The 11481-nt window shown below is 59.9% G+C and carries 9 protein-coding genes and 4 tRNA genes; 4 read left to right on the plus strand and 9 right to left on the minus strand.

Going from position 1 to position 11481, the window contains the following annotated elements:
- Positions 1–108: 108 nt before the first annotated feature.
- The 7 genes from PG5_RS18385 to rluD form a co-directional block, all read right to left on the minus strand.
- Positions 109–185, minus strand: a tRNA-Pro gene (locus PG5_RS18385).
- 95 nt (positions 186–280) lie between these two features.
- A tRNA-Lys gene (locus tag PG5_RS18390) sits at positions 281–356 on the minus strand.
- Between the two features lie 5 nt (positions 357–361).
- Positions 362–438 (minus strand) — tRNA-Pro (locus PG5_RS18395).
- 9 nt (positions 439–447) lie between these two features.
- Positions 448–523, minus strand: a tRNA-Asn gene (locus PG5_RS18400).
- 301 nt (positions 524–824) lie between these two features.
- The gene (gene clpB / locus PG5_RS18405) at positions 825–3389 is read right to left on the minus strand and encodes an ATP-dependent chaperone ClpB (protein WP_020798624.1); all 2565 of its coding nucleotides are present in this window, start codon (positions 3387–3389) and stop codon (positions 825–827) included.
- Between the two features lie 263 nt (positions 3390–3652).
- Complete coding sequence (pgeF, locus tag PG5_RS18410; RefSeq protein WP_020798625.1) at positions 3653–4405, minus strand: peptidoglycan editing factor PgeF; 753 nt, start codon at positions 4403–4405, stop codon at positions 3653–3655.
- A complete protein-coding gene (rluD, locus tag PG5_RS18415; protein ID WP_033040377.1) occupies positions 4402–5364 on the minus strand; it encodes a 23S rRNA pseudouridine(1911/1915/1917) synthase RluD in 963 nt (320 codons plus the stop codon). The genes pgeF and rluD overlap by 4 nt, the downstream gene beginning before the upstream one ends.
- Positions 5365–5515: 151 nt before the next feature.
- On the opposite strand from rluD, the gene PG5_RS18420 reads away from it, so the two are divergent.
- The 4 genes from PG5_RS18420 (at position 5516) to PG5_RS18435 (ending at position 9818) form a co-directional block, all read left to right on the plus strand.
- The gene (locus PG5_RS18420) at positions 5516–6538 is read left to right on the plus strand and encodes an outer membrane protein assembly factor BamD (RefSeq protein WP_020798627.1); all 1023 of its coding nucleotides are present in this window, start codon (positions 5516–5518) and stop codon (positions 6536–6538) included.
- Positions 6539–6674: 136 nt separating this feature from the next.
- Positions 6675–6908, plus strand: a complete 234-nt coding sequence (locus PG5_RS18425) for a PP0621 family protein (RefSeq protein ID WP_033040380.1) — start codon at positions 6675–6677, stop codon at positions 6906–6908.
- Entirely contained in the window at positions 6898–8484 is a 1587-nt protein-coding gene (locus PG5_RS18430) for a PAS domain-containing sensor histidine kinase (RefSeq protein WP_020798630.1), read from the plus strand. The genes PG5_RS18425 and PG5_RS18430 overlap by 11 nt, the downstream gene beginning before the upstream one ends.
- Before the next feature lie 2 nt (positions 8485–8486).
- The gene (locus PG5_RS18435; protein WP_020798631.1) at positions 8487–9818 is read left to right on the plus strand and encodes a sigma-54 dependent transcriptional regulator; all 1332 of its coding nucleotides are present in this window, start codon (positions 8487–8489) and stop codon (positions 9816–9818) included.
- 102 nt (positions 9819–9920) lie between these two features.
- Here PG5_RS18435 and thiO read toward each other — a convergent pair whose 3' ends face one another.
- Both thiO and PG5_RS18445 read right to left on the minus strand, forming a co-directional pair.
- Positions 9921–11021 carry a glycine oxidase ThiO gene (gene thiO / locus PG5_RS18440; protein WP_020798632.1) on the minus strand — a complete coding sequence of 367 codons (1101 nt, stop codon included), beginning with the start codon at positions 11019–11021 and terminating at the stop codon, positions 9921–9923.
- 55 nt (positions 11022–11076) lie between these two features.
- On the minus strand, positions 11077–11478 hold the full coding sequence (locus PG5_RS18445; RefSeq protein WP_020798633.1) for a type IV pilin protein: 402 nt from the start codon (positions 11476–11478) through the stop codon (positions 11077–11079).
- Between the last annotated feature and the right edge of the window lie 3 nt (positions 11479–11481).

Raw genomic sequence — 11481 nt, forward strand, 5'->3', positions numbered from 1 at the left:
TCTTCGCGAGCATTCGAGCGTCGACCGGCTGCTCCTACAGTTGATCCGCGGCAAGCAATTAGCAGGCAAAAAAAATCCCCGTATCTTTCGATACGAGGATTTTTAATATGGTCGGGGTAAGGGGATTCGAACTCCTGACATCCTGCTCCCAAAGCAGGCGCGCTACCGGACTGCGCTATACCCCGGTAAAAAAAAGGCACCTTTGAAAGGCGCCTTCTGCGAACAGAGCTTTTGGCGTCTGATCTTAAGATTTGATTCCAGCGTTAACTGGTTTCAAAAATGGTGGGTCGTGTGGGATTCGAACCTACGACCAATTGGTTAAAAGCCAACTGCTCTACCAACTGAGCTAACGACCCAAAAATGGTCGGGGTAAGGGGATTCGAACTCCTGACATCCTGCTCCCAAAGCAGGCGCGCTACCGGACTGCGCTATACCCCGGTTTGAAATTGGCTCCGTGACCAGGACTCGAACCTGGGACCCAATGATTAACAGTCATTTGCTCTACCGACTGAGCTATCACGGAACTACACATTTCAATTTACAACTGTGAAGCTTTACTGCGTTCTCTTCAACCCGTTTGCATCGCTGCGTTCGTGTGTCTGAGGCGCGCTATTCTACAATCTCTACAACCTCTGTCAACCCCCTAAATTGCTTTCAAGTTAATGATTTGCAACTTATTTTCGATTCCTGCTTGGGGAGCAGAAACCCTGGCGGGTGACTTACTGCGGGGCGCACTTTACAAGCCTTTTCCTTAGAGTTCAACAGCCTAGATGAAAAAAAGGCCTCGCAATGCGAGGCCTCTTCAATTTTGCCGCCGATCTGGATCAGACGAAGACGATTTCGTCGTTCTCCACCACGCCATGGGCCGTGTCTCCCGGCATGAATCGACCGAAAAGGATCAACTGCGCCAGCGGGTTCTCGATCCAGCGCTGGATCGCTCGCTTGAGCGGCCGTGCGCCGTATACCGGGTCGTAGCCCACCGCGATCAGCTTGTCCATGGCTTCTGGGCTCAGCTCCAGCTTCAGCTCCCGCTCGGTCAGGCGACTGCGCAGGCGACCCAGCTGGATCTCGGTAATGCCAGCGATCTGATCCCGCGCCAAAGGCTCGAAGATCACCACTTCGTCGACCCGGTTGATGAACTCCGGCCGGAAGTGGGTGGAAATCGCGTCCATCACCGCCGCACGCTGGGCCTCGCGATCACCCACCAGCTCCTGGATCTGCACCGACCCCAGGTTGGAGGTCATGACGATCACGGTGTTCTTGAAGTCCACCGTACGGCCATGGCTGTCGGTCAGGCGACCATCTTCCAGCACCTGGAGCAAGATGTTGAACACGTCCGGGTGCGCCTTCTCGACTTCATCCATGAGGATCACCGAGTAAGGCTTGCGGCGCACCGCCTCGGTCAGGTAACCGCCCTCTTCATAACCGACGTAGCCCGGTGGCGCACCGATCAGGCGAGCCACGGAATGTTTCTCCATGAACTCGGACATGTCGATCCGCACCATCGCCTCTTCGGTATCAAAGAGGAATTCGGCCAGCGCCTTGCACAGCTCGGTTTTACCGACACCGGTCGGGCCGAGGAACATGAAAGAGCCGCTCGGGCGATTAGGGTCGGACAACCCGGCACGGGAACGCCGAACCGCGTTGGAAACCGCCACCACCGCTTCATCCTGGCCGATCACACGTTGGTGCAACAGGCTTTCCATCTTCATCAGTTTTTCGCGCTCGCCCTCGAGCATTTTCGACACGGGAATGCCGGTCCATTTCGACACGACTTCAGCAATTTCCTCTTCGGTCACCTTGCTGCGCAGCAGCTGGTTCTCGGGTTTGCCATGCTGGTCGACCATTTGCAGGCTGCGTTCCAGGTCCGGGATCACCCCATACTGCAATTCGGCCATGCGGTTCAGGTCGCCTTTGCGGCGGGCTGCTTCCAGCTCCTGACGTGACTGTTCGATCTTCTGCTGGATCTGCGCCGAACCCTGCACCTCAGCTTTTTCCGAGTTCCAGATTTCTTCGAGATCCGAGTACTCACGCTCGTGACGGGCAATTTCTTCCTGGAGTTTTTCCAGGCGTTTTTTCGCCGCATCGTCGCTTTCTTTCTTCAGCGCCTGGGATTCCACCTTCAGCTGAATCAAACGGCGCTCCAGGCGGTCCAGCACCTCCGGCTTGGAGTCGATCTCCATGCGGATGCGGCTGGCGGCCTCGTCGATCAGGTCGATGGCCTTGTCCGGCAATTGCCGGTCAGTGATGTAGCGATGGCTGAGCTTGGCCGCCGCAATGATCGCGCCGTCGGTGATCGCCACCTTGTGGTGGACCTCGTAGCGCTCCTTCAGGCCACGCAGGATGGCGATGGTGTCTTCTTCGCTCGGCTCGTCCACCAGCACTTTCTGGAAGCGTCGCTCCAGGGCGGCGTCCTTCTCGATGTATTGGCGGTACTCGTTGAGCGTGGTCGCACCGACGCAGTGCAACTCACCGCGTGCCAGGGCCGGCTTGAGCATATTGCCTGCATCCATCGAGCCCTCGCCTTTACCGGCACCGACCATGGTGTGCAGCTCGTCGATGAACAGAATGATCTGCCCTTCCTGCTTCGACAGCTCGTTGAGCAACGCCTTCAGGCGCTCTTCGAACTCGCCACGGTATTTGGCACCGGCGATCAGCGCCCCCATGTCCAGGGACAGCAGGCGCTTGCCCCTGAGGCCATCAGGCACCTCACCGTTGATGATGCGCTGGGCCAGGCCTTCGGCGATGGCGGTTTTACCGACGCCTGGCTCACCGATCAGCACCGGGTTGTTCTTGGTGCGACGTTGCAGGACCTGGATCGTGCGGCGAATTTCATCGTCACGGCCGATCACCGGATCAAGCTTGCCCTCCTCGGCACGCTTGGTCAGGTCGATGGTGTACTTGTCCAGTGCCTGACGCGCTTCCTCGTGGTTGGGGTCATTGACCGCCTCGCCACCACGCAGGTTGTTGATCGCATTTTCCAGGGCTTTCTTGCTCACGCCCTGGCCGAGCAAAAGCTTGCCGAGCTTGCTGTTCTCGTCCATGGCGGCGAGCAGCACCAGCTCACTGGAAATGAACTGGTCGCCCTTCTGCTGGGCCAGGCGATCGGCTTGATTGAGCAGGCGCGCCAGATCCTGCGACATGTTCACGTCGCCGGTGGGATTCTGGATTTTCGGCAGCTGGTCGAGCTCTTTGGTCAGCTCTTTACGCAAGCTGTTGACATCGAAGCCCACCTGCATCAGCAGGGGCTTGATCGAGCCACCCTGTTGTTCGAGCAGGGCTTGCATCAAATGCGCCGGTTCAATGGCCGGATGATCGAGACCGACAGCCAGGGATTGGGCGTCGGACAAGGCTAACTGCAATTTGCTGGTTAAACGGTCTATACGCATGGGTCACCTTCCTTTTGAGCAGGTCGGACCTATAAAACATCCTGAATGAAGAAACCTGCCAGATACCACAATAGATGCGGTCGATTCTGGGAGTTTCAAGCGTTGTGATGTTGATGCAGGTCAGAGAAGTCTAGCCTGGTGCCCTGCCTCGCAAATACGTTCCTCTTTTGACGAGTGGCTGTTGCTGTCAGGCAAGGCGCCGCGACGAGTCATAGCCCGCTATGGCGAGGAGCGGCAACGCAGCATGACGGCAACAGACGCCGTCAAAAAGGAACAGTATTTGTGAGACAGGGCACTTGAAGCCAGATCAGGGAGGCAAAGCGGCCGGTGCGCGACGCACGGCGATAAGAAAAGAAGCGCGGATCGGTCACGGTACAGAAACCGCCGCCGTAAACAGCGGTTACACCACGAGCCGCCAGACGCAAACGCGCCAGCATATAGATGTCGGCCATGAACTTGCCGGGGTTTTGGCTTGGCACAAATGCCTGGGCGGCTTCGGGCAATTGCCCGACGAAGGTTTCGCGCACTTCCGGGCCGACTTCAAACGCTTGCGGGCCAATGGCTGGGCCGAGCCAGACCAGGACCTCGGCAGGCGCAACAGCCAGACTGTCGAGCGTGGCTTCCAGCACACCGGCCGCCAGCCCGCGCCAACCGGCATGGGCTGCGGCAACGCGGGTACCGGCACGGTCGCAAAAAAGCGCAGGCAGGCAGTCGGCAGTCATCGCCGCACAGGCAATGCCCGGCGTTGAAGTCCAACTGGCGTCAGCAGTCATCACCCGGCTCGGGTCCGCATGGGCCACGACGATGCCGTGAACCTGCTGCAACCAGGCCGGTTGAATGGAGAAGTGATCAGTAAGGCGACGGCGATTTTCGGCGACAGCTTCGGGGCTGTCGTCGACATGATCGCCAAGATTGAGGCTGTCGAACGGCGCCAGGCTGACGCCGCCCGCACGGGTGGTCACACAGGCTTTGACCCCGGCCGGCGCGGGCCAGTCAGGAATCAGCCAGTCACTCATCCGACAAACGCCTCGCGATCTTGCTTGAGCAGGGTCAGCAACCAGACAAAGTCTTCCGGCAGCGGCGATTCCCAGCTCATACGGACACCGGTCGTCGGATGGTCCAGCTCCAGGAACCGTGCATGCAGTGCCTGACGCGGGAAGTTCTTCAACGATTCAACCATGGTCGGGTTGGCTGCCGGCGGAATCCGGAAACGACCGCCATAGGCAGGGTCTCCGACCAACGGGAAGTTGATGTGCGCCATGTGCACGCGAATCTGGTGCGTACGACCGGTCTCCAGCTTCACCCGCACGTGGGTGTGGGAGCGGAAACGCTCGAGCACGCGGTAATGGCTGACGGCCTGCTTGCCACCTTCCATCACGGCCATGCGCTGGCGTTGCTGGCCATGGCGACCAATGGGCGCGTTGATCTTGCCACCCGCCGTCACCACGCCGATCACGATGCACTCGTAGATCCGGCTGACGCTGCGACTCTGCAACTGTGTCACCAGCTGCGTCTGCGCCTGGATGGTCTTGGCCACCACCATCAGGCCGGTGGTGTCCTTGTCCAGGCGATGCACGATCCCGGCGCGGGGCACATTGATGATGTCCGGCACGTGATGCAGCAAGGCGTTGAGCAAGGTGCCATCAGCGTGGCCAGCAGCCGGGTGAACCACCAGGCCCGCGGGCTTGTTGATCACCAGGATGTCGTCGTCTTCGTAGACGATGTCCAGCTCGATGTCTTGAGCGATCCATTCGCCCTGAGCTTCCTGCTCGGCGGTGAGTTCAAGAATGGCGCCACCGTGAACGATGTCTCGCGGGCGGATAACCGCCCCATCCACAGTCAGGCGGCCGTCTTTGATCCAGGCGGAAAGGCGCGAGCGCGAGTGCTCAGCGAATAGTTGTGCGGCGACTTGATCGAGGCGTTGGCCGCCCAATTCGGACGGCACCTCTGCGCGAAGTTCAATTTTATCGGACATGCTCGGACTGGGCGTCGGCACAGCCTTTGGTTTCGGCTGCGCGCTTGTGGTTAAATACGGCGTCTTTTGCCCCGAGGCTATTCAACGGGGCGCTCATCATAACAGGACGGCCTCGCCCAAGACAGCGGCCGTCATAGGGACGCAAGCCGCCATGCAAGTGAAACACCTGCTGCTGATCGCCATCCTCGCATTGACCGCTGCTTGCTCTTCGAAGGAAGTCGTAGACGAAAACCTGAGCGAAGTCGAGTTGTACCAACAGGCTCAAGCCGATCTGGACAATAATAGCTACACCAGCGCCACTGCCAAGCTGAAGGCTCTGGAATCGCGCTATCCGTTCGGCCGCTATGCCGACCAGGCTCAGCTGGAACTGATCTACGCCAACTACAAGAACGCCGAACCGGAAGCCGCCAAGGCAGCTGCCGAGCGCTTCATTCGCCTGCACCCACAGCATCCGAATGTCGATTACGCCTACTACCTCAAGGGCCTGACTTCTTTTGACCAGGACGTTGGCCTGCTGTCGCGTTTCCTGCCGCTGGACATGACCAAGCGTGACCCGGGTGCCGCCCGCGACTCCTACAACGAGTTCGCCCAGCTGACCAGCCGCTTCCCCAACAGCCGTTACGCGCCGGATGCCAAGCAGCGCATGATCTACCTGCGCAACCTGCTGGCAGCCTACGAAATCCACGTGGCCGACTACTATCTGACCCGCCAGGCCTATGTGGCTGCCGCGAACCGTGGCCGCTACGTGGTGGAAAACTTTCAGGAAACCCCTGCAGTCGGTGACGGCCTGGCAGTGATGACCGAGGCCTACCAGCGCCTGCACCTGGACGACCTGGCGGCCACCAGCCTCGAAACCCTGAAGCTCAACTACCCGAACCACCCAAGCCTGGTGGACGGTCAGTTCGTGCCATCGGTTGCCGAAGCCGACAACCGTTCGTGGCTGAGCAAGGCTACCCTGGGCCTGATCGAATCCCGTCCACCGCTGCCACCGGGAGAAACCCGCGCCAACCAGGACGTGCAGAAGCAGTTCCAGGACGCCAAGGACGCGATTCCCAACGAGCTCAAGCCTAAAGACAGCAGCGGCGATGTGATCGAGGAAGAGGACCACGAGGCAGAGGGCAACAACGAAGACCGCTCGTGGTTCAGCTACATGACCTTCGGCGTGTTCGACTGATACGACCGACGGTGCAGGAAGGGAGACTCTCGAGTCTCCCTTTTTTATTGCGCCGTTTTTATCCAGCGCGAATACGCTGTGCGCCTGCCATGTCCTTGGCTAAACTGGCGGTTCATCCGTCATATAGCAGCTCACCATGCTTCGTTTATTATTCTGGATCGCCGTGATTGCCGCCGCTGTGTGGTTCTGGCGCAAGTACAAGGGCCAGGCGTCTGCACCCAAGTCCTCCGCCGAGCTGGAAGCAGCCCCCATGGTCCGCTGCGCCCATTGCGGCGTGCACCTGCCCCGCGATCGTGCACTGCGCCTTCAACAACAGTGGTATTGCAGCCAGGCTCACCTGGAGCAAGGCCCCGGTCCTAGTGATCGCTGAGACGTCCAGTCCCGGCGAAAAACAGGCCCAGCGACTGCTGCGTCTCTATCACCTCTACCGTTTAAGCATCGGCATCACCTTGGTATTGCTGATTTCCAGCAACCTGGACAACCGCTTGCTTACGGCCGCCAATGACGACCTGCTGCGCAGTGGCAGCTGGTTGTACCTGGTGCTGAATATCCTGCTGGCAGTCTTCTTCCAGAGCACCCGACGCCCGACGCAACTGCTCAGCCTGGCTCTGGTCGACGTCCTGCTGCTTTGCGGGTTGTTCTACGCCGCTGGCGGAGTGGCCAGCGCTATTGGCAACTTGCTGATCGTCTCGGTGGCCATCAGCAATACCTTGTTGCGAAAACGCATCGGCTTGCTCATTGCCGCCATCAGCACACTTGGCATCCTGGGTTCAAGCTTCCTGCTGAATGTCAGCCATCGTGCCAATCCCAACGATTATTTGCAGGTCGGCACGCTTGGCGTGCTGTGTTTTGCCGCGGCGCTGCTGGTACAGGGCCTGATCCGACGACTGGAAGTCAGCGAAACCCTGGTGCAACAGAAGGCCAGCGAAGTGGTTGGCCTGGAAGCCCTCAATGCACTGATCCTGCAACGCATGCGTACTGGCATCCTGGTGCTTGATGACCAATGGCGCGTGCAACTGGCCAATCATGGCGCCTTGACCCTGCTGGGCTGCGAGCGCCTCGAAGGCCAACGAATTGACGAACATGCACCTGCCCTGGTCGAGCGCCTGCAACTGTGGATCAACAATCCGACGCTGCGCCCGCAAAGCCTGAAAATCGCCCGTAGCGGCCTTGAACTACAGCCAAGCTTCATCGCCCTGTCCTCCAGCCCACACCGCCAGACCCTGGTCTTTCTCGAAGACCTCGCACAGATCACCCAGCAGGCTCACCAACTGAAGCTCGCCGCCCTGGGTCGCCTGACCGCCGGTATTGCCCATGAAATCCGCAATCCGTTGGGCGCCATCAGTCACGCCGCGCAGCTATTGCGAGAATCGGAGGAACTGAATGCCGCGGACCGGCGTCTGACGCAGATTATTCAAGACCACTCTCAGCGCATGAATCGGGTTATCGAAAACGTCCTGCAATTGTCCCGCCGCCAGCAAACCGCGACCCAACGACTCGACCTGAGGCCTTGGCTGGAACAGTTCGTGGCGGCAACCCGCGACCAGGCGAGCGAGCACCAGAAAATCCATCTGCGTATTGCGCCCGGTGACTTCGAGACCTTGATGGACCCGAACCAGCTGGAGCAGATTCTCGACAACCTGATAGGCAATGCCTGGCGCCATAGCGCCCTGGACCACGACCCGGCGCAGGTCTGGCTTGAATTGTTCACCGATCCCGAAAGCCAGCTTCCGGTCCTCGAAATCCTCGACGACGGCCCCGGAGTGGCCCCGGATCATCAAGCACAACTGTTTGAGCCCTTCTTCACCACCAGCCAACAGGGCACTGGCCTGGGGCTATACCTGTCACGTGAGCTGTGCGAGAGCAACCAGGCTCGCCTGGACTTCAAACCACGCCAAGGCGGCTGCTTTCGCATCACCTTTGCTCACGGACGCAAACAAGGTTGAACATGAGCCCACGGAAAAAAGTTCTGGTCGTCGACGACGAACCGGACATCCGCGAACTCCTGGAAATCACCCTGGGACGAATGAAACTCGACACTTACAGTGCCCGTAACGTTGGCGAGGCCTTGGCCCTGCTCCAGCGCGAGACGTTCGACCTGTGCCTGACCGACATGCGCCTGCCGGATGGCAGCGGCCTTGAGCTGGTGCAACACATCCAGCAACGCTATCCACAGATTCCGGTGGCCATGATCACCGCCTATGGCAACCTCGATACGGCGATCAATGCGCTGAAGGCCGGCGCTTTCGACTTCCTGACCAAGCCGGTGGACCTGACCCGCTTGCGGAAACTGGTCACCAGTGCCTTGCTGTTACCCGCCCCTGGGACCACCATCGATCGCCGCTTGCTAGGCGACTCGCCGCCCATGCGCAATCTGCGCCAGCAGATCGACAAGCTGGCCCGCAGCCAGGCTCCGGTGTACATCAGTGGCGAGTCCGGCAGTGGCAAGGAACTGGTCGCCCGCCTGATTCATGAGCGAGGACCACGGGCCAACCAGCCCTTTGTCCCGGTCAATTGCGGCGCGATTCCGACGGAGCTGATGGAAAGCGAGTTTTTCGGCCATCGAAAAGGCAGCTTCAGCGGCGCCATCGAGGACAAGCCCGGATTGTTCCAGGCGGCCCACGGCGGCACCCTGTTTCTCGACGAAGTGGCAGACCTGCCTCTGCCCATGCAGGTCAAACTGCTGCGGGCGATCCAGGAGAAAGCCGTACGCAGCGTCGGTGGGCAACAGGAGAGGGTAGTTGATGTGCGCATACTGTGCGCCACCCACAAAGACCTTGGCGCCGAAGTCGCCGGCGAACGTTTTCGCCAGGATCTGTACTACCGCCTGAACGTGATCGAACTACGCGTGCCACCGTTGCGCGAACGCCGTGACGACATCGAGCCGCTGGCCTGCCATGTGCTCAAGCGCCTGGCTGCAGACACCGGGCAGCCCGCGGCAAAACTCCACCCCAATGCCCTCGACGCCCTGAAAAGCTACCGTTTTCCGGGCAATGTGCGGGAGCTGGAGAATATGCTCGAACGCGCTCACACCTTATGCGAAAACAACCGGATCGAGGCCAGCGACCTGCGCCTGGCCGAGGGCAACTGCTCCGCCGAAGGGGGCGTGCCGGACCTCACGCAGATCGATAACCTGGAGGCGTACCTGGAAAACGTTGAGCGCCAACTGCTTCTCCAGGCCCTGGAAGAGACCCGCTGGAACCGCACGGCGGCGGCTCAGCGGTTGAATTTGTCGTTTCGGTCGATGCGCTACAGGCTGAAGAAATTAGGGTTGGATTGAGGGCCTCTTCGCGAGCAGGCTCGCTCCCACAGTTGATCGCATTCCATTGTGGGAGCGAGCCTGCTCGCGAAGGTCATCTAACAGACGCCAGATCTTTCCAGGTTAGATCCGCCCGGCCGGCGCATAGGGTGCCGGATCAATGATCGGCGCCCTGCCCAACATCACATCAGCGAACAACTGACAGGACGCCGGCGCCAGTACCAGCCCGTTACGGTAGTGCCCGCAATTGAGCCATAGGCCATCGAACCCCGGCACCCGGCCAATGTAGGGAATGCCCTCCGGCGAACCTGGCCGCAATCCTGCCCAATGTCCCACCACCTCGGCGTCGGCCAACGCCGGGATCAATTCCACGGCCGAAGCCTTGAGGCTCTCGAGTGCCGACTCGGTAGGCGTCTTATCGTAGCCTTCATGCTCCAGGGTGCTGCCAATCAGGATGTGCCCATCGCGCCGCGGTATTGCATAACGCCCTTTGGCCAGCACCATGCTCGGCAGGAAATCCGCCGCGCACTTGTAGAGGATCATCTGTCCTTTCACCGGTTCGACCGGCAGCTCAAGGCCCAGGCTCTTGAGCAAGTCGCCGCTCCAGGCGCCAGCGGTAAGAACCACTTGATCGCCATGAATCGCACCGGCGGAGGTCTGCACACCGACTATTTTTTCGTCTTGGGCAATAAACCCGCTGACTTCGCATTGCTCATGAATCGTCACGTTCGCCAGCGCCTGCAATGCCGCCTTGAGCGACTTAACCAGCCGTGGGTTGCGCACATTGGCGACGTTGGCCATGTAGATCGCTCGGGAAAAGCCGCCACCGAGCACCGGCACCGCATCGTGGGCCACCGAGATATCCACAGCCCGCAGTGGCCGGCCCTCGCTCGCGGCCCAGGCCAGCGCCTCGGCTTCATCGTCCAGGTCCAGCCAATACAGGCCCGTGGTATGCACCTCGGGATCGATCCCGGTAGCAGCGAACAAGCGCTCGCCCAGCTGTGGATAAAAATCCTGGGACCAATGCGCCAGCGCGGTAACCGCAGGGCTGTAGCGCCATGGATAGAGCGGAGAAACGATGCCGCCGCCCGCCCAGGACGATTCCTGGCCAACGCTCGACCGGTCCAGCAGCACCACGCTCTGCACCTGGGACGCGAGATTGAATGCCGTCAGCAGGCCGATTACCCCACCACCGACGATCACCACTTGCTGTTGCCTGGTCATGTTCTGATCCAACCATTAAATAGACAAAGGCGCAAAGGGCGCCCGAAAAGGAAACTCAGCGACCCCAGCAATCCTTGGTGGTCAGGCCGGCCGTGGCATTGACCATCGCGCGCGTCCCCGCATTGGTGATGGTGAAATCACCGCACTTGTCATTGGCCATGCTGGTGCCAGGCTTGCGCACCGCCGTCAGCAAGAAGGTCTGGTCGGTCAGAGTCGGCGTGATGGTGTAGTAGTCATTTCCGGCGCTGAGACCCGGGACACCGCTATAGACGTTTTTCTGTGAATAGAAACGCTCAAGGATCTGCGCCTGCTCGGAAAGCAGACCGGCCACTTCGGTGCGGCGCCCCTTATTGAGGTATTCGGTGAAGCTCGGCATAGCGATGGTCATGACAATCCCGATGATCGCAATCACGATCATGATTTCGATCAGGGTAAAACCGCGGTTGGATCTGTGCATGCC

Source organism: Pseudomonas sp. G5(2012), from assembly GCF_000408945.1.
In the GTDB taxonomy this organism is placed as follows: domain Bacteria; phylum Pseudomonadota; class Gammaproteobacteria; order Pseudomonadales; family Pseudomonadaceae; genus Aquipseudomonas; species Aquipseudomonas umsongensis.

Excerpts from the sequence above, each read along its gene's own strand:
- PG5_RS18435 (WP_020798631.1), top strand. The coding sequence starts at position 8,487 with ATGAGCCCACGGAAAAAAGTTCTGGTCGTCGACGACGAACCGGACATC.
- clpB (WP_020798624.1), bottom strand. The coding sequence starts at position 3,389 with ATGCGTATAGACCGTTTAACCAGCAAATTGCAGTTAGCCTTGTCCGAC.
- PG5_RS18445 (WP_020798633.1), bottom strand. The coding sequence starts at position 11,478 with ATGCACAGATCCAACCGCGGTTTTACCCTGATCGAAATCATGATCGTG.
- thiO (WP_020798632.1), bottom strand. The coding sequence starts at position 11,021 with ATGACCAGGCAACAGCAAGTGGTGATCGTCGGTGGTGGGGTAATCGGC.
- pgeF (WP_020798625.1), bottom strand. The coding sequence starts at position 4,405 with ATGAGTGACTGGCTGATTCCTGACTGGCCCGCGCCGGCCGGGGTCAAA.
- PG5_RS18425 (WP_033040380.1), top strand. The coding sequence starts at position 6,675 with ATGCTTCGTTTATTATTCTGGATCGCCGTGATTGCCGCCGCTGTGTGG.
- rluD (WP_033040377.1), bottom strand. The coding sequence starts at position 5,364 with ATGTCCGATAAAATTGAACTTCGCGCAGAGGTGCCGTCCGAATTGGGC.
- PG5_RS18420 (WP_020798627.1), top strand. The coding sequence starts at position 5,516 with ATGCAAGTGAAACACCTGCTGCTGATCGCCATCCTCGCATTGACCGCT.